This window comes from Rhodohalobacter halophilus (assembly GCF_001715195.1).
GTDB lineage: Bacteria > Bacteroidota > Rhodothermia > Balneolales > Balneolaceae > Rhodohalobacter > Rhodohalobacter halophilus.
This window is the reverse complement of record NZ_MDWE01000001.1, coordinates 1-23,114: the sequence shown is the minus strand read 5'-3', so window position 1 is coordinate 23,114 and position 23,114 is coordinate 1. Positions and strand designations below refer to the sequence as shown.

The window sequence follows — 23,114 nt, the reverse complement described above, 5'->3', positions numbered from 1 at the left end:
TTTCAGGCAGTATAAAACACTGCCCATTCATTTTTTATCCCGGATAGAACAGCCCCGAGAATCATACGGTCTCTAATCCGTCTCCCAACATTTTTTAACCTTAAACGAATAGATATGATTGAGAATATCATCCGCTATTCCGTGCGCAATAAATTGATTGTCAGTTTGTTTATGCTGGCCTGGATAGGCTGGGGCGCATGGTCTCTAACCCAACTTTCCATTGATGCCGTACCGGATATCACCGATAACCAGGTACGCGTCGTTACCACTACCCCAACCCTGGCCACACAGGAGGTGGAGCAGTTTGTTACCTACCCTGTAGAACTTGCTATGGCAAATCTGCCTGGCGTAAAAGAAATGCGTTCCGTTTCAAAAATGGGCCTTTCTGTTGTTACAATTGTCTTTGAAGATGATATGGGTACCTATAATCCTCGCCAGTTAGTCAGCGAACAACTGGAAGCGGCAAGAGCCAATATTCCCGAAGCCTTTGGTTCGCCTGAACTTATGCCTATAACTACCGGATTAGGAGAAATTTACCAGTATACACTTGTGGTAGATGATGCTCTTAAAGATGAATACGACATTACAGACCTTCGCACGATCCAGGACTGGATTGTCAAACGCCAGCTTGCAGGTGTTCCCGGTGTAGTGGAAATCAACAGTACTGGAGGGAAAGTAAAGCAGTACGAGGTAGCCGTAAACCCGGAAAAACTACGGAGCATGAACTTGACGTTCTCCGATGTTATGGAGGCGCTGGAACGTAATAATCGCAATGTTGGGGGCAGCTATGTAGAAAAAGGCCCGGAAGCAATCTTCATTCGCGGTGAGGGATTGGCCGAAAATACCGATGATCTTAAAAAAATAGTGGTGGATACCCAAAATAAGATTCCGGTTTTGATTGGGGATATCGCAGACGTTCAGTTTGGTCATGCCGTACGCTATGGAGCTATGACCCGGAACGGTGAAGGGGAAGCTGTTGGTGGACAGGTATTAATGCTGAAAGGTCAGAATTCCGATCAGGTTGTTAAAAATGTAAAAGAACGCATTACAGAAATTCAGCAGTCTCTGCCTGAGGGAGTGTCCATAGAACCGTTTATTGACCGAACGAAACTTATTAATAAAACCACTTCTACGGTTTCAGAAAATCTCATCTTGGGAGCATTGATTGTTATCTTTTTCCTCGTACTTCTCTTGGGAAATATTCGATCTGGTCTGATTGTAGCTTCAGTGATCCCTTTGGCTATGCTTTTTGCTATTGGAATGATGAATACATTTGGGATTACCGCTAACCTTATGAGCCTCGGGGCCATTGACTTTGGAATTATTATTGATGGTGCAGTCATTATAGTGGAGTTTACCGCTTATTTGATCAGCTCTCAAAAACCGGAACTCCAAAAATTGAAAGGGAGAAACCTATCCAAACGTATCGATGATTTGGCCATAGAATCGGGCGGACGAATGATGAGTTCAGCCTTCTTTGGTCAGTTAATTATCTTAATCGTATTTGTACCCATTCTTACACTCACCGGAGTTGAAGGAAAAATGTTTCAACCCATGGCTTTAACTTTCGCTTTTGCAATGATCGGAGCCATTCTGCTCTGTCTTACCTATGTACCCGCTGCATCGGCGCTTTTTCTTAAACCCGGAGGTCAGGGCGAACTTAAGTTTTCGCAGAACCTTATGGACTTTATGACCTACCGAATATATCGTCCCTTAATAATTTCAGCACTTCGCAATAAAGGTTTGGTTGTCGGAAGTGCTGTATTACTCTTGGTCACAAGCTTATTCATATACAGTCGTATGGGTGGAGAATTTATACCCCAGCTTGACGAAGGAGATTTAGCTATTCACCCCATTACAAAACCCGGAACCTCTCTGAGTAGAGTCATCGATAACAATACCAAAATGGAGCAAATGCTATTGGATGAATTTCCGGAGATAACTGAGGTAGTATCCAGAACCGGAACGGGAGAAATTCCTACCGATCCAATGTCACTGGAGATGTCGGATATGTTTGTCATTTTAAAAGACAAAGATGAATGGGTAAGTGCGGACACTAAAGAAGAACTCCTGGATAAAATACGTGTTACTCTCACTCAGCTACCTGGAATTGAAATTGCTATTTCACAACCCATTGAAATGCGTTTTAATGAACTGATGACAGGAATCCGTGAAGATATCGCTGTAAAAATTTATGGGGAAGACCTACAAATTCTTGCTGATCTTGGCGAACAGGCTCGTACGATTATTAGCCAACTACCCGGTGCATCAGATATCAATCTGGAGCAAACCACCGGGCTACCACAGCTAAAAGTGAAGTATAACCGCAACCAGATGGCTCGATACGGCGTAGACATTGAAACGGTTAATGACCTGATTCAAAGCGCTTATGCGGGAGGTAAGGCGGGTGTTATTTATGAGGGAGAACGACGGTTTGATCTTGTGGTTCGTTTGGCCGAACCTCATGTAAGTGACCTTGAATCTATCCGAAATCTTTACGCTATAGCTTATGACGGAGATCAGATTCCGCTTCAAGAAATGGTCGAATTCAGCTATGAAGACGGCCCCGCACAAATTTCCAGGGATAATACGCGTCGTAGAATTGTAATTGGTGTGAATGCAGGTAGCCAGGATGTACAATCGCTGGTACAAGAAATCCAGCAAAATCTGGAGCGTGAATTGAATCTACCGACGGGATATAACATTACCTACGGAGGACAGTTTGAAAATTTGCAACGTGCCCAGACACGCTTGTTATTTGCAGTACCGCTATCACTTGCCTTGATTTTTATCCTGCTCTACTTCTCCCTGAAGTCGATAAAACAGGCCCTTTTGGTTTTTACAGCCATTCCGCTAGCCACCATTGGGGGGGTATTTGCCTTATGGCTGCGGGGTATGCCCTTTAGTATCTCTGCGGGAGTTGGATTTATCGTGCTCTTTGGAATTGCCGTACTCAACGGAATTATTCTCATCAGTTTTTTCAATGAACTAAAAAAAGCCGGTATTTCTGATGTGAATCGACAGATTCTGATGGGTACTCGTCAGCGTTTAAGGCCTGTCCTGCTTACAGCGGCTACTGACTTGTTTGGATTTTTACCAATGGCACTTTCCGCAGCCGCCGGAGCCGAAGTACAGCGTCCATTGGCTACTGTAGTGATTGGCGGTTTGATTACGGCCACACTGCTTACCCTGATTGTGCTACCTGTATTATACAGTTTGGTAGAAAATCGTTCGTGGAGCTGGAACTTTAAACCCGTAGTTGCTACTACAATTGTCTTGCTTTTTGTTGGTACAGCTACTCCTATTTTAGCACAAAAAACCAATGCCGACTCTACGCTTACACTTCATCAGGAACAGGCTGTGGAGATGGCTCTTGAGCGTTATCCCGAGCTTCGAGCAAGTGAATTGACCATTGACAGAGAAGCGGCCCTTTCGCGAACTGCATTTGAACCTTTTGCCACCCGGCTGTACATGTCTCAGGAAGAAGCAGGAAATGGCAATAGCGGCATTGAAAATTTCGGGATTGAACAAGAATTGGAATTTCCGTTGATATCCGTCCGAAAGCAACAGGCCGGACGTGCACGCACAGATCTGGCCCGTAATCGATTCTCATTATCACGCGCAGAACTACGAAAAGAGGTTCGATTGGCATGGCAGCAATGGCGATACAGCCTGTCGATTCTGGAGGTGCAGGAACGGCTTGCCGAAACCTACCGCGACTTTTCCCGGGCAGCAGAAATCCGATATGAAACCGGTGACATTGACCGGTTGGAGCGGATTAGTGCTCAGTCATTATATGACGAAGTGCAGGCCAAACTGGAGGAAGCAAAAGCTAATGTTTCCATTGCTGAACGACGGCTTCAAAACCTGATAATGACAGATCTCCCATTATCTCCGTCGGATGATCATTATGAGCCGTTGAATATAACAGGCGCTCAAGATGATTCGATAGCTGCCTCTCATCCATTACTGGAAACCGGGCAAAGTTTAGTGGAAGTCAAAGAAAAAGAAACCGCCATCGAACGTTCGCGGTTCTGGCCAAATATTTACGGAGGGTATAAACGGCAGCGAGTAAATGGTTCTGATGGATTTTACGCCTGGGAAGTCGGCATTCGAATTCCCCTTTGGTTTGGTCCCCAGCGCCAACGAGTTAAAGCAAGCCGCATTGAAGAAGGCATCGCCGAAGCCAATTTTCAGACGCTTCAACTAAATCTGGATAGCCGATATGAAGAGGCACAGCAAAACCTTGATAAATGGTGGCGTCAATATGAACTTTATAAGATCAGGCGAGAGCACGATGCGGCTGAGATCCAACGATCCGCAACACGGCAGTATGAAGAGGGAAGCATCAGTTATACCGTGTTTACCCAGTATTTAAATCAAGCTGTGAGGATCGAACAAACCTATCAAAAAGTAGTATTGAGCCTGAATGAGGCCATTATTGAACTCAATTATTTCCAGGAAACTCATTAACATCAGATTATAAAACTATGAAACTAACAATTTATTTATTTGCACTTTTACTTACCCTCGGCTTTACATTTTCAAGCTGCTCGAATGATCACGCCAATGGAAATGAAACTAAATCTAACGAGATATCTGAAGCAGGAGGTGAAGATGAACACGCTGAAGAAGAATCCGTGCACCTGACCGGTCTTCAGATAGAAACTGCCGGAATCGAATTCGGTACATTGGAATCATTACCACTAAGCGGGACCATTAAAACCAACGGTTTTCTTGAGCTACCTCCCCAAAATCAGGCCAAAATAAGTGCGGTTTTGGGTGGAATCGTCAAGAACATTTACGTGCGAGAGGGAGACTCTGTTAATGAAGGTGATGTGCTGGCTGATTTGGTAAATCCCCTATTTTCTGAAATGCAAGCCGAATACCGCAAAACGGCTCGACAAATCGGGTACCTGGAAACAGATTTTCGAAGAAAAGAACGCCTTGTAAATGATGAAATCGGTTCTCAAAGAGAACTTCAGCTTGCTCGTTCCGAGTATGAATCAGCACTGGCAGATATGCAATCACTGCAATCGAAGTTAAGAATGCTGAATCTGGATCCAGAAAAAGTATTAGAAGCTGAAATAGCGGAAAGTATTCAATTGAAAGCCCCTATCGGAGGATTTGTGCGTGTGATCGAAACCAGCATTGGTCAATATGCCGATCCCACTATAGACCTTTTTGAAATCGTGGATAATGAGCATATTCACATCGATCTGTTAGTGTATGAAAAGGATATTCATAGAGTACGTGTGGATCAGGAAGTACTATTCAAGTACACTAATCAACCCAATGACCAATTTTACCGGGCGCGAATATTCTCGGTGGGCAAAGCTTTTGAGGATAACCCAAGAGCGGTAAGAGTACATGCCGAAATTGAAGAACGACAAGATGGCCTTTTACCGGGCATGTTTGTGGAAGGCCGAATCGTAACCGGGACTACTCAGTCAATGGTACTTCCGGAAGATGCTGTTGTCCGCAATGGGGATGAATATCTGGTTTTTGCTCTTCATGAGGCAGATACACCCGATCAGACAGAAGAGGATCATGGCCACGCCCATGAAGAGGAAGAGATGGAATTTGAAGTGATTATGGTCCGCCCGGGTATAAACGATGGCGGGTACACGGAAGTCCGGTTCTTTGAACCCCTTCCGGAAGATATCCGCTTTGTAACCAAAGGCGCATATTACCTGCTGGCCGAAATGAAGAAAGGAGAAGGCGGACACGAACATTGATCCACGAAACCTGTCAGGTTGCTGCCTGGGCAATCCGTTATCAGCGAACAAACCTTGAAACCTGACAGGTTTTTTACCCTACTATCCCAAAATTTTACGGTATTATGAAAAAATTAACCATTGAATTGCCGGTTTTGCTGCCGGATATCCCCGATAGCGATGATCCCTGCGTTCCACGTCTCATCGGCGCCCTTGAAAGCAGGAACGGTATCTCTTACGCTCATGTAAAATCGGATGAGGATGGAGACACCATTCTTTGCATCCACTACAATCCTAACGTGGTTACCCTTCAACGCATCAAAGAAATAGCCCAAACTACTGGAGCCAAACTTCACGATACTTTTGGTCACTTGATGATAGAAGTATCCGGCATTCGTCAATCCCGCCACGCACGCTCTATCACCCAACGCCTGAACAAACTACCCGGTGTTGTGGATGCATACGCCTCTGCGACGGGCCGGATTCGTATCGAGTTCAACCGCGATTCAACCTTTGATGATGCGTTGCTTGGTAAACTGTATGAAATGGGGTTTCGCTCAAAGAGCGTTAAAAAAACGCCTTCTTCAAAAGAGAAAGAACACGAAGAAACAGCGGAAGTTCATGATCATGACCACAAACACGAACATGGCGGTATATTTGGAGAGAAAACGGAGTTAATCTTTTCGCTGATATCTGGAGGACTTCTTGGGGTAGGCTTCGGACTTTCGTTTGTGGACGGATTTCCTGAATGGGCTTCCCTGGCTATATATATCGGTGCCTATTTCTTTGGCGGTTTTTACCTGGTGCAGGAATCGTTTACCGAAGTAAAAGAAGGAAATTTTGAAATTGACTTCCTGATGGTTGTGGCTGCTATTGGAGCTGCTATTCTTGGTGAATGGGCCGAAGGTGCATTGCTGCTGTTTCTGTTCAGCCTCGGTCACTCACTGGAACATTATGCCATGGGTCGCGCTCGCGATGCCATTAAGGGCCTTGCCGACCTGGCTCCCAAAACCGCGTTGAGAAAAACAGACGGAGATACCGAGGAAGTTCCTGTGGAAAAGCTCGATATCGGTGATGTGATTGTCATTAAACCAAACAGCAAAATTCCCGCTGACGGAGTCATCATCAACGGCGAAAGCAGCGTAAACCAAGCTCCCATTACCGGCGAAAGCGTACCGGCAGACAAAATGGAGTTCGCCGACATGGACACCATCGAACAAAAACCGGATTCGATTGAAGACAAGCATCGGGTCTTTGCCGGGACTATCAATGGGAACGGTAGCCTGGAAGTTAAAGTCACCAAACTTTCAAAAGACTCAACGCTCTCCCGATTGATAACGCTGGTGAACGAAGCCGAAACACAAAAATCACCCACTCAGCAATTCACCGATAAATTCGAAAAATATTTCGTGCCTTCGGTACTGGTATTGGTGGTCGTACTTCACTTTGCCTTTCTGATCGTTGATGAACCTTTTGCAGACAGTTTTTACCGGGCAATGGCCGTGCTGGTAGCTGCCAGTCCCTGCGCATTGGCCATTTCCACACCCAGTGCGGTACTAAGCGGGGTGGCGCGTGCGGCGCGAGGTGGAGTGCTCATCAAAGGAGGACGCCCGCTGGAAAATCTGGGGGGCCTCAAAGCTCTGGCTTTTGACAAAACCGGAACCCTGACCGAGGGAAAACCGAGGGTAACAGATGTAATTCCTTTTGACGATTCCGATGAGAAGGAACTGCTTTCTACGGCCGTAGCAATAGAAAGCCTTAGTGATCATCCCCTTGCGGTTGCGGTAGTCAGAGATGGAAAAGATAAATTGAATGGAACGGAACTTCCCGAAGCAGAAGATTTGGAATCTGTTACCGGTAAGGGGGTTAAAGCCATACTACATAGTGCTCAGGTTTTTATTGGAAATTTAAAGCTTTTTGAAGAAGCCGAAGGCACAAAAATTCCCAACGAATTAAAAGACCAGGTAAAAAAGCTTGAAGAGGAAGGAAAGACAACCATGGTGGTACGCTACAATGAGCGTTACCTTGGAATCATCGGACTGATGGATACTCCGCGGGAAGACGCCAAAAAGGTCATTCAACAATTACGAACTATCGGGCTTTCGCACCTGATTATGCTAACCGGCGATAACCAGCGGGTAGCCGATGCCGTAGCCAAAACTATAGGCATAGATGATCCCAAAGGGAACCTGCTGCCGGAGGACAAGGTGGAAGCTATAAAAGAACTTAGAAATAGCGAGGGTGAAGTTGCAATGGTAGGTGATGGTGTTAATGATGCTCCCGCCATGGCCAACAGCACCGTAGGGATTGCGATGGGGGCTGCCGGTTCGGATGTAGCGCTCGAAACTGCTGATGTAGCATTGATGGCCGACAAGCTTTCCGTACTTCCTTTTGCCATTGGGTTGAGCCGCAAAACCAAAACCATTATTAAACAAAACCTGTGGATAAGCCTGGGCATGGTTGTGATCCTGATACCCGCAACAATTTTGGGATTGAGTATTGGCCCGGCCGTGATGGCTCACGAAGGGTCTACGCTGGTGGTTGTGTTTAATGCGTTGAGGTTGTTGGGGTATAAAAGCTGATTTTAATTTCTAAGGTCAACAACCTTAAAACACCACGCTGTTGTACTTATCCTGCTGGCCGAAATGAAACAAGGAGAAGGTGGACACGAGCATTGATCTTCCATTAAATTATAAGCAGTCTATCTTGTGGGCATAACAACGGTTTCAACGCGGACTTGGCCGCTGTTTGCCGGTTCAAAATTTGTTGGCTGATAAAAATTCCCAGTTTTAGTTACATTACTTGTCAATAAGGCCAAGCCGGTTAAACCGCAGACCGTTATGCCCTCACTAAACAATTTCGTTGCATGGATACCGTTAATCCATTAAATTGAAGAATGATCAAAACATTCGAAGATAAAGCAACGTCAGACTTGTTTCATGGCATTTCAAGCAGCAAAGTCAGGAAGCTCCCGACCCAAATTCTTGAATCCGCCACCTATAAACTGGATATACTGAATGCAGCTACTTCTCTTGACGATTTGAGATCTCCACCCGGCAACAGGCTAGAAGCATTGCGGGCTGATTACAAGGGTTATCATAGCATTCGTATCAACGCCCAATGGAGAATCGTATTCCGCTGGCAGGATTCCAATGCTTATGACGTTGCTATTGTCGATTATCATTAATGAATAACATGGGTGAATCATCATGATTCCAAAAAATAGAGTAACCACACATCCCGGAACCATTCTGCTCAAAGAATATCTTGAGCCAATGGGACTAACTCAGAAGGAGTTGGCGGATCATCTGGACATACCGATCCAGCGGGTTAATGAAATTGTGAGAGGTAAAAGAGGAGTCTCTCCGGATACAGCCTGGCTGCTATCCGAGGCGTTCGATACCTCTCCTGAATTTTGGCTGAATTTACAGTCTATGCACGATCTGTCATCAAATCGTCCAAATAGACACATTAAATCCCTAAAAACTGTTCAGGCATAACCAGCGGTTCGTGCGATCGGTAAGCATTTGCTAGCTCGATGGTTAATATCTAGCCCCGCCGCAGAAACACCATACCGTTATAATGCTCATCAACTTCTACAGTTTGAGCTCAAATTTTCGTGTATTGTATTTATGAAATCAGCTTCCAAAAAGAAAAATATCGATACCATTTCCCGTGAAGCTATGATGTCTCAAAGAGCTTCATTTCAAATTGAAGGGATGAATATCCCAAAGAAGAGAGCTGAACAAATTCGACGTGAAGTGGTACAGGAGTTTCAAAAAAGTTCTACTTCTTCAAACTCCTGAAAAGCCGGGTCATTGGTTCATAATTCTTATCTGCTGCAGCCTGAACCGATTCAATATATTCCGGCATTCTTTCCTCGGTAATCTTTTCAAAATTAAAGTGGTCGAATCCACTTTTTAAAGCAATCAGGTCGACAAAAAACCATGCTGTACGTCCATTTCCATCCCTGAATGGATGAATAAATAGAAGTTCCGCATGGAGTGGTGCAACATGATTGATTAGTTGCTCATACTCTTCAAATGAGTCTGGTAATGCATTTAGGAATTCTATTTCAAATTCCTCTACAACAGATGGGAGAAATTTTACAGCGGGAAACATGAATCCACCTTTTGACAAATTAATTTGCCGCAACTCTCCTGCAAACTCATACAGATGATTAAAGGCTGTTTTGTGAATCGATGAAATAAGCTCCCAGTTAAAATGGCTAATATTATCCAGTTCCGATTCGAACTTGATTTCAGCTCGCAAAAATCCACGATATTCTTCTTCTGCGATTTTCTCGGGATTTTTAATCCGAGCTTATTCGGTAGAATCTCATCTTCAGATTTAGGTGTGGTATTTCATAGCTCAATGATACTATGAAATCGGGGGAATCGCATTATATCAAGGCAAATCAACGCTCCCATAAGCTTTCGGGATAATTCTACAGTAGATTTATGACTATAAGCAAGCAGCGAGGTTTCGAATCTCGATGCCGGATTTGGCGAACCGTTAGTTCCCAAAAGAAAAATCTCAAATCTCATTTCCCACTTTATATCGAACCGAAAGTCTGTCAAAAGTTGCAAAGGGCCTTGATTGATCAGTAAGGTTTGTTAGATTTAAGGCTGGTTTACGATTAACGGTTACCTTTCAATCTATACTCCAATTCAATGGCCTCTATTAAAATTCTACTAATAAATCTGATCGGTCTGTTTTTACTGTTTGCTCCGTCGGATCTGTTTTCTCAAACCTTTGCCGACAGTTCTTCTATTGCTCAGCTCGATTCCATTTTCAGTGACTGGAATTCTGAAACCACACCCGGTTGCGCGGTTGGAATCTCGCAGGAAGGACGCCCACTCGTTATGAGAGCCTACGGGATGGCGGACCTGGAAAACCCGGTTCCCAACACACCCTCTACCATTTTTGAAGCGGGATCGGTATCCAAACAGTTTGTGGCTGCCTCGTTGATTCTGTTGTCACTTGAAGGTGAGATTTCGCTGGAGGATGATGTGCGGAATATCATCCCCGAACTTCCCGACTACGGAGATACCATAACCTGGCGTCATCTGTTGAACCACACATCGGGACTGAGAGACTGGGGGAGTGTGGCGTCCATTTCCGGCTGGGGACGTTCTAACCGAACCCATAACCACGATCATGTGCTGGATATTGTGAGCCGGCAGACTCGGCTCAATTTTCCGCCGGGTGAACGCTACTCCTACAGCAACACCGGATACAACCTGATGGCGATTGCGATTGAACGAATCACAGGAACATCGTTTGCGGATTATTCCAATCGTAAAATATTTGATCCGCTTGGTATGACGTCTACTCAGTGGAGGGACGACTATACCCGGATTGTGAAAGGGAGAAGTTCAGCCTATAGCGGCCGTGCGGGTGATGAGGAGTACACCATCAACCGCCCCATTGAACACGTGCACGGAAATGGGGGATTGCTGACAACAATTGGTGACTTACTAACCTGGACGTCTGCTATTCAATCAAACTATTTTGGTGAGGATTTTCATGAGGAACTTGTAACACAGGGAGTGCTCGAAAGCGGAAGAACCATTGCCTACGCCTCAGGTGTTCGCGTGGATGAGGATCATGGATATCGTCAGATTACCCACACCGGAGCCACCAGCGGGTACAGAGCTTATCTGAGCATCTACCCGGAATCTGACCTTGCGGTTGCCCTGCTATGTAACGTTACGGGTGCTAGTCCGGGAAGCCTGGGCAGTGCCGTTTCGGATGTTTTTCTTGAGGAACCGGACGGTGATGAATCCCAACCTGAAAAAGGAACGGTTCGCCGCAGTGATGAACAACTTAAAGAGTGGACCGGAATCTGGAGCGACCCGAGAAACTACCGGGCTACGGAGATAACCTGGGAAGCTGGAGAGTTAAAACTGAACGGCAATACAACACTTTATCCGATTTCCGGCAGTGAAGTTCGGGTCGGAAATTCAGACACCTTATATCGCTTCGTTGATCAGGGAAGTGGAGATCTGCACATTCAGGTGATTCGGGAAGGATTTGAAGAGGAGATTCTGAATCCTGAAAAACCTGCGCCAGAATTTGATGAGTCCTGGTCCAATTTTGAAGGTGTTTATGTGAGTTCGGATGCAGAAACAGAAATCAGAATTGAACTGCGGGGTGATCAACTGATAGCGCATCGCAGACCGGCCGACACCTTTGAACTCGAACCGCTTTATGAGAACACCTTCTCGGCCCGGGGATTGGGACTGATCCGATTTGTGCCGGGAAGTAATGGAGTCATGGAGTTTATCTACAGTTCGGGAAGGGTGTATGATCTCAGGTTTGAGAAGCAGGATTGATAAATTGCTGCTCGGTATTCAAGTAAAGCAGCAATATGAGTCAGCTATTTCTGATCTCATAGCGTCAACATCACATTTTCTTTTGTTGAAGAAGATTTCCCCTCCTTTCCAAGGAGGGGATTAAGGGGTGGTTCAAACAAGAAAAAAATAAATTTTCATCTATTTCCGAAGAAGAAAATACCGGCCCAACCACCTCGAACCCCTTCCCGATAGTTTTCGGGACAGGCTCTTCATAAGGAGGGGAATTAATCTGGCGGTTTTAGTAGAACTATATTTGCTTTAGAAACTTAACCACACTCTACATTCTGAAAATTACTATCCCAGCACGCCTGTTCTCCGTTATTGTAATTGGGTGCAATCAGGAATCCGGCTTTGGTTTCGCTGTTCCACTCAATTTCTGTCAGTTGATCTTCTCCGGCGTTGTAATAAGTGGCTGTTTTAACAGGTGCATCAAAAATGTACTCGATGTAGTCTCCCAGATTACCATTTCGATCGGATAGAACTTCCAGTCTTAGGGATAGGTTCTCCTCATTATCAACAGACCAATCAACCCGGGATACGGCACTTCCTGCATGATCACAAAAGATGGCATAGTAGGTCCATCGACCTTCGGTTCCGTCCGGTGATACCTCACCGTCAAAAAGAAGAATATTATCTAACTCCATGGCTGAGCCGGTCAGATACATTTGCCATGATATTGCACCGTTTGATTCTGAAGCGACCAGACGAACATTAAAAGTGTTACCACTTGCCTGTGATGAGTAGGTCCAGGTCCATTCACCGTCTTCGTTTAATTCAGGGTCTGCATTTTCTGCAGCGATGTACAGCGATTTAGGAATGATCAGGTTTACATCAACAATAGTTTTTAAAACAGCTGCCCGAACGGCGGCATTCAAAAAATGGCTGTACGATTCGTTATTAATGCTCAGATTCTCTTTACCGGTATCAGAATTTTCATCCTCAAATAGGGAGAAATCCATATTCATCGACTCTGCCGGCGGTAAATGTGGAGGTTGATCTTCGAACGAACCGGTAGTGTTGCTGCACGACATGAGCAGAAGGGATCCTGCTATTGCAAAAAGTGTGGTTATGTAGCTAAAACGTCGCATAATCAAGTAATCGTTTGTTGGGGTTTACGTTTGGGATTTTATTCGTTGAGAGGCGAAAATGTTCCAAATTAAAAAGTGGGGTTAATCAAACAACAGGTGTACGGGTAAGGTGAATGAGCCTAAAGGCAGGCAATGAAAGTTTGGTTTATAAAATATTAACAATGTTTTATTAGGTTAATAGAGATGAGGGAGTTACTATAAAAGATCACTCTCTTTGAAGAGGGGAAACCAAGTTCTCAAATGAAATCTCATTTACAGTTAAATTCTACACTGTTCCGTTCGGCACTGGAACAGACTCCGGCCTCTATTGTGATTACAGACAGAGATGGGAAGATTATCTATGTGAATAAATTTTTCACCGAACTGACCGGATATTCTATGGATGAGTTACTGGGTGAAAATCCTCGGATATTAAAATCCGGTTATCAGTCTGATGAACTTTATAAACAGTTATGGAGCACAATAGAGTCCGGAAAAACCTGGAAAGGTGAACTGCTCAATAAAAAGAAGGATGGCTCACTTTACTGGGAGAAAGCTACCATCAAGCCGGTATTGAATGAAGCGGATGAGGTAGTTAATTATATTGCCGTTAAGCAGGATGTAACCGAAGATAAAGAACGTCTGCAGAGTTCGGAAAGACGCGAGAGGATTTTAAACAGCATTGAGCAGCTCAGTAATACGGGCGGATGGGAGTATGATGTTGCAGAAGGTGAGTTTTTCTGGTCAGAAGAGCTTTATCGGATCCATGGTTTTGAAAAACGGAATATTAAAGAGCATGATAAGGAGAGTTTGAAGTGTTACCCGCCTGAAGCACAAAAGAGAGTTTAGGAAGCGTTTAGAGCATGTTTGAATGATGGCAGAGATTACGATTTGACCGTTCAATTCATAGATCTGAAAGGAAATAAGAAGTGGGTTCGAACCAAAAGCAGGGCGGTTAAAAACCGGGAAGGGGAGGTCATCAGGATTATTGGCTCGGTGCGGGATGTGACAGAAGAGGTTGAGCGCGAGGCACAGCTACGCCGGAATGTCGAAAAATTTGAAAAACTGGTCCATTCGTTTGATGACATCGTCTTTACATTAGACTCTGAGGGACGGCACACAGCCCTCTATGGGGCGTGGTCAGATGAGATTGATACGGATTTTTTAATCGGTAAGGATGCGATTGAAATATTTGGTGAGGAGAGGGGCAGAGTTCACCTGGATGCCGTAAAGCAGGTACTGCAAACTCGCCGGCCCTTAAGCTATGAATGGAGTGTTGAGAAGGATCAAGAGGCTAAAACGTATTATCACACCCGTCTGAATCTGCTGGAGCATGGTGGAAGAACGGATATTCTTGGAGTGTCGAGAAACATCACCTCAGAAGTTAATTTCCGGCAAGAAATCAATCGAACGCATGAACGCCTTGAGTTGGCGCTGGAGGCGATGAAAGCAGGGACATGGGATTGGGATTTACGGACTGATGAGCTGATTATAAACGATTGGTGGGCAAAAATGCTCGGGTATGATCTGAAAGAGCTTGAATTTCATATCGATACCTGGAAAAATCTGATGCACCCCACTGATTTAAAGTCAACGGTGAGGTTGATTAATGAACTTCGGGATGATGAAAGTCCCTACTTCGAAACCCGAATTCGAATGCAGCACAAAAAGGGGCATTGGGTGTGGATTAATGATCGGGGCAAAATTGTGGAGAGGGATGAAATGGGGAATCCGATCCGTCTTTCGGGTACCCATATTGATATTTCCGAGAGAGTGAAGGCCGAAAAGGCACTGCAGCTGTCTGAGAAAAAGTACCGGAATCTGTTTGAGCGTTCATCTGATCCCAGTTTAGTCTTTTTTGGGAATACCATTGTAGACTGTAACCGGGCAGCAATTAAATTTCTGGGCTATGAAAAGAAACATGATCTCGTAGGCAAGACTCCGGTTGATATCTCTCCGGAAAAACAGCCGGACGGAACATTATCGGAAGTGCGGCAGCAAGAGATTCTCAATAAGACTGAGCAGAATGAATCTCAACGATTTGAATGGGTTCATAAAAAGAAAGACGGGACTCCTGTACATGTTGAAGTTGTAATCACGATGTTGCCGGAACAGAGTGGGCGTGAACAGATGTATGTAGTGTGGCGTGACATATCCGACCGGAAGATAGCAGAACAAAAAGTCATTGAGTCACTCCGGGAGAAGGAGGCACTCTTATCAGAAATTCACCATAGGGTAAAAAACAACCTTGCGGTCATCTCCGGTTTACTGCAACTGCAAATTTATTCAGCCAAAGATGATGCAGTTGCAGATATATTAAACTCAAGCATCAACCGGATCAAGTCGATGGCGCTTATTCATGAACAGCTCTACCAGTCTGAAAACTTTTCCGATATCTCCCTGAAAGAGAATATCCTAAAACAGACTGAAAGTATTTTCGATGTTTTTGATGATGAGTACTCTACAGACATTGACCTTCAACTGGACTTGGACGATGTATCGATCGGTATAAATCAGGCCATGCCGGTTGGGTTACTGGTCAACGAAATTTTAATCAACTCATTGAAACATGCCTTTAAAGGCAGAGAGAATGGGAAAGTGTACATCAATTTAAAACAAATAGATGAGCGGGTAATTCTTAATATTTCGGATAACGGTGTAGGGTTTGACTCGGAGAACCGCGACCCCTCATCACTTGGCCATACGTTGATTGATACATTTATCAGCCAATTGGAGGCAGATGTTGAGCTCTCTACAATAGATGGAACATCGTACAATATTTCATTCAAAGTGAATGATCAAAATGGCTCCGTAGTATCTCGAAATGTTTAGTAGAGGACAAAGTAATAATTAACACCCCTTCAAAAAAATAGACTTGCTTTACGCCGCATTTATTCAATTATTGAAACAACCTTAAAATAATTGTCTATGGGCGACGAACGAGTACAACTACCGGAATCGAAAGAGCAGTCGCAGCAATTTCTTAAATATCTGCTGCGCGACGTTCGTGCAATGGAAAAAATGCTGAACGAAGGTTGGTTCGAAATCGACAATATTCGGATAGGAGCAGAGCAGGAAGTATGCCTGATTGATGAACATGCAAAACCGTCGCCCATTGCCATGGAGCTGATGGATAAGCTGGACGGGAATGGTTTCACTACAGAGCTTGCCCGATTCAACCTGGAAGCCAATCTGACCCCGCAGCGGTTTGAGGGGAAATGTCTAAGCAAGCTCGAAGATGAAATTCTTGAAAAGCTTGAGAAGATTCGAAATGCCATTCAGCAGATGAAAGGGGATATAGCCCTGGCCGGAGTTTTGCCGACCATTCGTAAGTCTGATCTTGATATCAAAAACCTGACTCCTTTGCCGCGCTACCGTGCACTCTGTGATGCGATCAACAAACTTCGAGGTGAGGAGTATGACCTCAGAATTCAGGGAGCTGATGAACTTCTGATGCGTTTTGATACGCCACTTCTGGAGGCCTCAAATACCGGTTTTCAGGTTCATCTTCAGGTGAGTCCCGACGAGTTTGTAGAAAAGTATAATCTGGCACAGGCTATTGCCGGACCGGTTTTGGCGGCGGCGGTCAACTCTCCGCTACTGTTTGGAAAGCGTTTATGGAGTGAAACCCGGATTGCCCTATTTCATCAGTCTGTGGATACACGCCAGGTTGGAGATCATCTACGCGATTCCAGCCCAAGGGTAACCTTTGGGAATGACTGGGTGAAGGAGAGTATTCTGGAGATCTATCGCGAAGATATTGCGCGGTATCGTGTAATTTTGAGCTCCGATGTAAATGAAAATGTAGAGGAGATGCTGGAAAAGGGTGAGATCCCGGAGCTTCGGGCTCTGCAAATTCATAATGGCACCGTATACCGGTGGAATCGTCCGTGTTACGGTATTAGTGACGGAAAACCTCACCTTCGAATTGAAAATCGGGTATTTCCTTCCGGGCCAACCGTATCCGACGAAATTGCCAATGCCGCATTCTGGCTCGGATTGCTGAACGGAATGGGGGATCACTATCCCAATATTCACACAAAACTCGATTTTGATGATGTTCGAATGAACTTTTTTGCAGCCTCCAAGATGGGGCTGGATACGAAATTCCGGTGGATGAACGATAAGCGCTATTCTGCCGTGGAGCTGATCAATGAAGAGTTGCTTCCTATCGCCCGTGAAGGTCTGGAGAAGGCCGGCGTAGACAGCGGCGATATTTCCAGCTATCTCGATATAATTGAAGATCGGGCAGATTCGGGGCAGACCGGAAGTTTCTGGATGGTCAAGTCGTATAATGAGCTTTCGAAAAAGGTATCTCGTGAACAGGCGTTAACAGCGGTGACCAACGCCATGGTGAAAAATCAGAAAAAGGGTGAACCGGTTCACAAATGGGGACTTGCCAAAGTGGACGATATGGAGAACTGGCAGCCTCATACACTGCTGGTTGAGGAGTTTATGACGACCGATCTTTTCACTGTTCAAAAAGATGACATTCTGGAACTTGTGGCAAACCTGATCGACTGGCGTCGAATTCGTTACGTACCGGTTGAGGACGACAGCAAGCATCTGGTTGGGCTGATTACCATGCGGAAGGTTTTTCGCGAATACAACAATGTGATCCACGGGAAATCGGATGAAAGTACCTCGGTAGACGATATTATGATCAAAAACCCGATTACGATTCACCCGGAGGCATCCATTCTGGAAGCGATCGAAATTATGGATGAACAGCAGATTGGCTGCCTCCCGGTAGTGAAGAATAACCGTTTAGTAGGAGTAATTACGGAACAGAATTACATGACAATCACCAAAAGATTGCTCAGGGTATTGGATAAACGGAAAAACGAGCAGGAATGAGTCAGGCAGCTGAAAAAGAAAAAGTAGACCGGAATTACCGGCTGCTTTCCCATTTCAAAAAGGATCGGGACGGTGCTGTGATTGTGGCACTGGCCGGCATGCATGGAAATGAAAATTACGGTGTGGCCGCCGTTCGAAAAGTGAATGAGTTGCTGGAGCAGTCGGGCGGATTAACCGCCGGTGAATTTTTGGGGATTGCAGCCAATATGCCGGCACTGCAAAAACGGGTGCGATATCTGGATGAGGATATGAACCGTATCTGGTATCCAAGCATCCTTGATAAAATTCGAAGAACCCCAACAGGGAAGATGCTGACCAGCGAACGGCAACAGATCAAAGAGCTACTGAAAGAGCTCGACCCCTACATTCTGCAATCGGAACGTGAAGTTATCTTTGTGGACCTGCACTCATTTTCGGCCCCGGGTGGGCTATTTCTCATTACCCCGCGTGGAGAACGGAGTGATAAACTGGTTGGGTTATCAACCCCAATGATTTTTGGGATTGATGATGCCCTGCAGGGTACGGCTCTTCGATATTTCCACGAGCGGGGACACACAGCCATGGCATTTGAGGGAGGGATGCACCACGAAAGTCGTACGCTGACGAACATGGTTGCGTTTTTGCTTCTGCTGAGTGAACGATTTGGGTTGATTCAGCCTGCCCTGCTCAAGGATTTTGGGGCGTATCGCAAGCATATTCGGAAAGAGGCAATGCATCTGCCACAAAAGGTTGAACTTGTGTACAAACACATTATTGAACCGGAAGATCAGTTTGTCATGCGTCCGGGGTTCGAGAACTTTCAGCGGGTGAGAAAGGGTGAGTGGCTGGCGAATGACGAGTCGGGGCAAATCTTTTCACCCTGCGAAGGTTACATGCTGATGCCGCTTTACCAGGACCAGGGAGATGATGGCTTTTTTATCGTCAGAGAGGTTTGATCTTTACTTTTGCCTTAAACTGATTCGCACTATCTTTTGCACACTCGATTCACACATATCAATTTACTTCTGAGAAATGTTAGATTTTCGATTTGTTGACGGTACCCGGCTCACATCCGTAGTTGAGGCATTGATCTTTGCCAGTCCTGATCCCATATCATGGGATAAGCTATCATCTATCATTCACGAAAGTGAAGAGGAGATAGAGCCGGATGAAACAGTCATTCAGAGAATCGTGGATCAACTCAATAATCGGTATGAAGAGAATGATTTGAGCTTTCGGATTGAAAAAACAGGCGGTGGGTATACATTCGTCACCCAGCCGCGTTATCATCCCTGGCTCAGTATTTTTCAGCATGAGAATGCCTATCGTAAGCTCTCACAATCGGCCATTGAAACGCTGGCAATCGTTGCTTACCGTCAGCCTATTACCAAGCCCGAAGTAGACCAGATCCGCGGGGTGGACTCCGGGTATATCCTGCGTCAGCTTTTGGAAAAAATGCTTGTAAAAGTATCCGGCAGGGCAGACTCTCCCGGTAAACCGCTGCTCTATAAAACCACCGACTATTTTCTGAAGCATTTTGGGATAAACTCGGTGACAGAACTGCCGAAACCGCGTGAAATAGATGAAATTCTGAAAGATGATGACATGGCCGAGCATCGTCGACTGCTGATGGAACGGCAAATGGAGATAGACGAGACCGATGAAGCCGATGAAATTCTGGAAGAGTTTCTCGATAAATTTGGGGAACACGAAGGGGAAGATCCTGAACAAAATGGTGAGGAATCTGAAGAACTATCCGGTGAAAAGAATCCCGATGATTCAGATGAAGGGAGCCCTAAAAGTGGGAATTGATAAAGTGTGATAAAAGTGTGTATATTAGTACACACTAAAAACAAGACCCAAATTTCCACTCCTTGTCTGAAAAAAGTATCACAAATTCGGTTCTGTGGGACCGATTTGGCATTAGCGTTTCTGTAATCTGTGCAATTCATTGCCTTTTTTTACCTGTGCTTGTTGCCGTTCTACCGCTAACCTCACTATCCCCGATTTTGCATGATTGGGCTCATCCTATTTTTATCTTGCTCATTGCCCCTACAATATTTTATGCGGCACGCAGAAGCCACTACGACCGTGACATTGTAAGGCTTCTTGGAGTCGGGTTTGTTTTGATTCTGGTTGGCTGGCTGGCCGGGCACTTCTGGATCGGCTACTGGTTTGAAACGACCTCAACAATCATCGGGAGTACAATACTGATTGCCGGCCATTGGAAAAACTACAAGCATCACCGAACGTGTAAAGTAGCATCCCATAAACATCACCCGGTAGCAGAAGAACACATTCATCAGGACTGATTATGAAACGACTCAACTTCACACTTGATAATTCTACCGTTGAACTGCTAAGTAAACTTGCCGAAAAATATTATGGCGGAAATAAGTCTCAGACAGTACGTGCCGCACTGGAAAGTTTAGCCACACACCAGAATCACGACGGATGGGTAATCAGCGGGTACACACCTGTAAAGGCTGATCATGATGTAAATTGCCACACCTGCGGTACCTCAAAACATGAGGGAGAGATTCTGTTTAAACCGGTTTTTGAGAGAGGAACCAGTCCCCGTGCCATTCGGGAAATTCCGAGTGAGGAGTGGGTGGAGTGTTCGGTCTGTGTGGAGAGTCAATCGTAAGCTGTATTCATTGTTATAGTCTGATCGAAGTTTAGAATTTACAAGCCAGCCTCCCTGTTGAGCAGCGATATCTTGGATCACATAATTTCAAGGGATCACTAGTCTGTTACACCGTTGTTTTAGACGTAGACATCTCAACCCTTTTTAATATCTATAGAGATGTTCCCGCTTTTCCATGTTGTTCTTTCGTATAAATAATATTATTTTTAGACAAGACTAAAAATAATATTATTTAATCTAAAAATTATGAGTGGCAAGAATAGTTCTACTGTTTCAGCAACGATATTTTTTGTCACCTTGATCTTTTTATCCGTGATAGAAAGATCAATAGCGACTCCGGCAGATTCTGTATTAAAAGGGAAAATAGTGGAAGGATCTGCTTTAGAGCCAATTCCGGGAGCAACTGTCGTATTGGAGAACCAAGGGTTGGGAGTTTCAACAGACGAAAATGGTGAATTTGAATTCATGGAACTTGAGGAAGGAGTTTATACTCTGATTGTTTCATCAGTCGGTTTTAAAACCGTAACACTTGAGGTTGATTTTCCTTTGGAGAATCATCTTTTGATAGAGATGGAAATTGAGACGATTCAGTCTGATGACGTAATTGTAACCAGCTCACCGATTGGCCGAAACATCCAGTATCAGCCAGCTCAATCAATTAATGCGGAAAAGCTTCAGCAGAAGGCGGCTCCAAGTTTGGGTGAGATTCTGGACGGAACCCCGGGAGTAACGACACGATCATTTGGCTCTGCTCCCGCGAGGCCGGTCATACGCGGATTTGACGGGGATCGTGTTTTGGTTATGCAAAACGGTGAACGGATGGGAGATCTCTCCGGGACGGCGGTCGATCACGCCGTGGCTCTTGATCCGCTGGCGATGGATCGTGTGGAAGTAATACGTGGACCGGCCAGTTTACTCTACGGTTCCAGCGCAATCGGTGGTGTGGTGAATATGTTCAGCAACGATTTGCCGAGAGAGTGGGAAAGCGGAACGTCATCATCCATTGCTACTCACATCTCAACGATGAATAAGATGGGTGCCGGACTTCTTAGGTCTCAGTATGGTACGGATCGTTTTGCGGTTACAGGCCGCCTGATCTACCGCGATGGAGGAGACCTCAGAACACCGGATGGCAGGCTGCCGGATACCGCTATACAAAATATCAGCTTTGGCGGTGGAGCCGGATATCGAGCGGGTGATTTTGAAACCGGCCTGTCCATTTCAGGCATGGATTATACGTACGGATTGCCGGAGGCGATCGAGGATCCGAATGAATCGATTGAAATCCGAATGAATCGCACAAATATTCAGAGCATTTCGACCCTGAAGATGGACCGGTTTTTTGACCATGCCGAGTTTCGTCTGCACCTAAGCGATTATCAACACGATGAGTTTGAAATTGAGCGAATGGGTAGTGAGACAACAGAGGATATCGGTATCTCCTTTGCACAACAATCATTGAGCAGTTCGCTGGTATTGAGGCACCGTCCCGTTGGAAAGCTGGAGGGAGCAGCTGGACTCAGTTTTAACTACTCTGAAATAGAAGTGGGCGGAGAGGAAGCCCTCACTCCCAACGCCAACGGCTATTTTATTGCCGGATACCTTTATGAAGAGCTGAGCCTTACCCAAACTTTGACGTTAAAAGCCGGTACCCGTCTGGAGTTTAAAGAGACGTTTGTAACGACCAACGATCTTTTTACCAACGCTGATGATTTTGAAGACCGTTCAGATCTGATTTTCTCAGGTGCATTGGGCCTGAATTATTCTCCATCATCAAGCTGGACCGCCGGGTTGCAATTTGCGAGAGCCTACCGAACCCCAACAATTGAAGAACTCTACTCGTTTGCGCCTCATGCAGCGGCGGGTTCGTTTGATATCGGGAACGCTTCTCTGAACAATGAGTTCAGCCTGGGCACGGATGCATTTGTGGAGTATCTCTCAAACAGAATATCAGGGCAGCTTTCACTGTTTGCAAACCGGATTGATCATTTTGTAGACTTTTCGCCGACAGGAGATACGCATCAACCCAGTGGGCTTCCGGTGTTTGAATACCGCTCAAAAGAGGCGTTGATGTACGGTTTTGAATTTACCACGGATGTGCGGCTGTCAAACAACTGGATTGCCGGTCTGGGATTTGACTATGTGAGAGGCCGGGAACGCTCCGGGAACCGGGAAAACCTCACCTTTATTCCTCCATTTCGAACCAGTGCCGAGGTGATGTACGATAATGGCTCGTTTTATGCAGGTCCGCGTATCAGAGTTGTGAACAAGCAGGAAAAAACCGCTCCAAATGAAGAGCCAACGGACGGATATATCCTGCTGGGAGCAGATACAGGGTATCGCTTTGGGCAAGGGTTAACGCTCAGCTTGCGCCTGGATAATTTACTTAATGAGAGATACCGAGATCACCTAAGCCGGGTAGAAAACCGGAACGCCCCCATGCCGGGACAAAATCTCAACGTAATGATGAGATGGGAGTTTTGAATAA

17 protein-coding genes and 1 pseudogene are annotated in these 23,114 nt (G+C 45.4%); 16 read left to right on the top strand and 2 right to left on the bottom strand.

The genetic code is table 11. The features are described from left to right. Window positions 1-114: 114 nt before the first annotated feature. From BG260_RS00080 to BG260_RS14085, 6 genes are all read left to right on the top strand, one after another. Complete coding sequence (locus tag BG260_RS00080) at window positions 115-4,473, top strand: CusA/CzcA family heavy metal efflux RND transporter (RefSeq protein WP_069129905.1); 4,359 nt, start codon at window positions 115-117, stop codon at window positions 4,471-4,473. A 17-nt stretch (window positions 4,474-4,490) separates the two neighbouring features. Beyond that, the gene (locus tag BG260_RS00075) at window positions 4,491-5,738 is read left to right on the top strand and encodes an efflux RND transporter periplasmic adaptor subunit (protein ID WP_069129904.1); all 1,248 of its coding nucleotides are present in this window, start codon (window positions 4,491-4,493) and stop codon (window positions 5,736-5,738) included. Between the two features lie 104 nt (window positions 5,739-5,842). Next, window positions 5,843-8,299 carry a heavy metal translocating P-type ATPase gene (locus tag BG260_RS00070; RefSeq protein ID WP_069129903.1) on the top strand — a complete coding sequence of 819 codons (2,457 nt, stop codon included), beginning with the start codon at window positions 5,843-5,845 and terminating at the stop codon, window positions 8,297-8,299. 314 nt (window positions 8,300-8,613) lie between these two features. After that, window positions 8,614-8,904 (top strand): type II toxin-antitoxin system RelE/ParE family toxin, encoded by a 291-nt coding sequence (locus BG260_RS00065; protein WP_069129902.1) that lies wholly within the window; start codon window positions 8,614-8,616, stop codon window positions 8,902-8,904. A gap of 22 nt (window positions 8,905-8,926) precedes the next feature. Continuing rightward, entirely contained in the window at window positions 8,927-9,217 is a 291-nt protein-coding gene (locus tag BG260_RS00060) for a HigA family addiction module antitoxin (RefSeq protein WP_069129901.1), read from the top strand. A 132-nt stretch (window positions 9,218-9,349) separates the two neighbouring features. Continuing rightward, entirely contained in the window at window positions 9,350-9,523 is a 174-nt protein-coding gene (locus tag BG260_RS14085) for a hypothetical protein (protein WP_176719388.1), read from the top strand. Here the strand turns inward: BG260_RS14085 and BG260_RS00055 are convergent. After that, complete coding sequence (locus BG260_RS00055) at window positions 9,504-9,989, bottom strand: Fic/DOC family protein (RefSeq protein WP_176719387.1); 486 nt, start codon at window positions 9,987-9,989, stop codon at window positions 9,504-9,506. The genes BG260_RS14085 and BG260_RS00055 overlap by 20 nt on opposite strands. Before the next feature lie 401 nt (window positions 9,990-10,390). On the opposite strand from BG260_RS00055, the gene BG260_RS00050 reads away from it, so the two are divergent. Next, window positions 10,391-12,055: a serine hydrolase domain-containing protein gene (locus BG260_RS00050; protein WP_069129899.1), complete on the top strand. Its 1,665-nt coding sequence runs from the start codon at window positions 10,391-10,393 to the stop codon at window positions 12,053-12,055. Window positions 12,056-12,342: 287 nt separating this feature from the next. Here BG260_RS00050 and BG260_RS00045 read toward each other — a convergent pair whose 3' ends face one another. Continuing rightward, entirely contained in the window at window positions 12,343-13,164 is an 822-nt protein-coding gene (locus BG260_RS00045) for a hypothetical protein (protein WP_141691483.1), read from the bottom strand. 240 nt (window positions 13,165-13,404) lie between these two features. Between BG260_RS00045 and BG260_RS00040 the strand changes: the two genes are divergently transcribed. From BG260_RS00040 to BG260_RS00005, 9 genes and pseudogenes are all read left to right on the top strand, one after another. Beyond that, window positions 13,405-13,992, top strand: coding sequence for a PAS domain-containing protein (locus BG260_RS00040; protein WP_069129897.1), 588 nt, complete (start codon window positions 13,405-13,407; stop codon window positions 13,990-13,992). A 15-nt stretch (window positions 13,993-14,007) separates the two neighbouring features. Continuing rightward, window positions 14,008-14,145 (top strand): annotated as a pseudogene (locus tag BG260_RS14500) (hypothetical protein); the annotation flags it as partial. Then, the gene (locus tag BG260_RS00035) at window positions 14,140-15,975 is read left to right on the top strand and encodes a PAS domain-containing sensor histidine kinase (protein WP_342672930.1); all 1,836 of its coding nucleotides are present in this window, start codon (window positions 14,140-14,142) and stop codon (window positions 15,973-15,975) included. The pseudogene BG260_RS14500 and the gene BG260_RS00035, both read left to right, overlap by 6 nt. Before the next feature lie 96 nt (window positions 15,976-16,071). Then, window positions 16,072-18,000, top strand: coding sequence for a CBS domain-containing protein (locus BG260_RS00030; RefSeq protein WP_069129895.1), 1,929 nt, complete (start codon window positions 16,072-16,074; stop codon window positions 17,998-18,000). Continuing rightward, the gene (locus tag BG260_RS00025; RefSeq protein WP_083750000.1) at window positions 17,997-18,935 is read left to right on the top strand and encodes a M14 family metallopeptidase; all 939 of its coding nucleotides are present in this window, start codon (window positions 17,997-17,999) and stop codon (window positions 18,933-18,935) included. The genes BG260_RS00030 and BG260_RS00025 overlap by 4 nt, the downstream gene beginning before the upstream one ends. Before the next feature lie 76 nt (window positions 18,936-19,011). Continuing rightward, window positions 19,012-19,791: an SMC-Scp complex subunit ScpB gene (scpB, locus tag BG260_RS00020; protein ID WP_069129894.1), complete on the top strand. Its 780-nt coding sequence runs from the start codon at window positions 19,012-19,014 to the stop codon at window positions 19,789-19,791. A gap of 62 nt (window positions 19,792-19,853) precedes the next feature. Next, window positions 19,854-20,291 (top strand): MerC domain-containing protein, encoded by a 438-nt coding sequence (locus tag BG260_RS00015; protein WP_069129893.1) that lies wholly within the window; start codon window positions 19,854-19,856, stop codon window positions 20,289-20,291. 2 nt (window positions 20,292-20,293) lie between these two features. Beyond that, on the top strand, window positions 20,294-20,626 hold the full coding sequence (locus BG260_RS00010) for a ribbon-helix-helix domain-containing protein (RefSeq protein ID WP_069129892.1): 333 nt from the start codon (window positions 20,294-20,296) through the stop codon (window positions 20,624-20,626). A 312-nt stretch (window positions 20,627-20,938) separates the two neighbouring features. Then, window positions 20,939-23,110: a TonB-dependent receptor gene (locus BG260_RS00005; protein WP_176719385.1), complete on the top strand. Its 2,172-nt coding sequence runs from the start codon at window positions 20,939-20,941 to the stop codon at window positions 23,108-23,110. Window positions 23,111-23,114 lie beyond the last annotated feature (4 nt).

Excerpts from the sequence above, each read along its gene's own strand:
- BG260_RS00045 (WP_141691483.1), bottom strand. The coding sequence starts at position 13,164 with ATGCGACGTTTTAGCTACATAACCACACTTTTTGCAATAGCAGGATCC.
- scpB (WP_069129894.1), top strand. The coding sequence starts at position 19,012 with ATGTTAGATTTTCGATTTGTTGACGGTACCCGGCTCACATCCGTAGTT.
- BG260_RS00060 (WP_069129901.1), top strand. The coding sequence starts at position 8,927 with ATGATTCCAAAAAATAGAGTAACCACACATCCCGGAACCATTCTGCTC.
- BG260_RS00025 (WP_083750000.1), top strand. The coding sequence starts at position 17,997 with ATGAGTCAGGCAGCTGAAAAAGAAAAAGTAGACCGGAATTACCGGCTG.
- BG260_RS00030 (WP_069129895.1), top strand. The coding sequence starts at position 16,072 with ATGGGCGACGAACGAGTACAACTACCGGAATCGAAAGAGCAGTCGCAG.
- BG260_RS14085 (WP_176719388.1), top strand. The coding sequence starts at position 9,350 with ATGAAATCAGCTTCCAAAAAGAAAAATATCGATACCATTTCCCGTGAA.
- BG260_RS00050 (WP_069129899.1), top strand. The coding sequence starts at position 10,391 with ATGGCCTCTATTAAAATTCTACTAATAAATCTGATCGGTCTGTTTTTA.
- BG260_RS00040 (WP_069129897.1), top strand. The coding sequence starts at position 13,405 with ATGAAATCTCATTTACAGTTAAATTCTACACTGTTCCGTTCGGCACTG.
- BG260_RS00010 (WP_069129892.1), top strand. The coding sequence starts at position 20,294 with ATGAAACGACTCAACTTCACACTTGATAATTCTACCGTTGAACTGCTA.
- BG260_RS00080 (WP_069129905.1), top strand. The coding sequence starts at position 115 with ATGATTGAGAATATCATCCGCTATTCCGTGCGCAATAAATTGATTGTC.
- BG260_RS00075 (WP_069129904.1), top strand. The coding sequence starts at position 4,491 with ATGAAACTAACAATTTATTTATTTGCACTTTTACTTACCCTCGGCTTT.
- BG260_RS00070 (WP_069129903.1), top strand. The coding sequence starts at position 5,843 with ATGAAAAAATTAACCATTGAATTGCCGGTTTTGCTGCCGGATATCCCC.
- BG260_RS00065 (WP_069129902.1), top strand. The coding sequence starts at position 8,614 with ATGATCAAAACATTCGAAGATAAAGCAACGTCAGACTTGTTTCATGGC.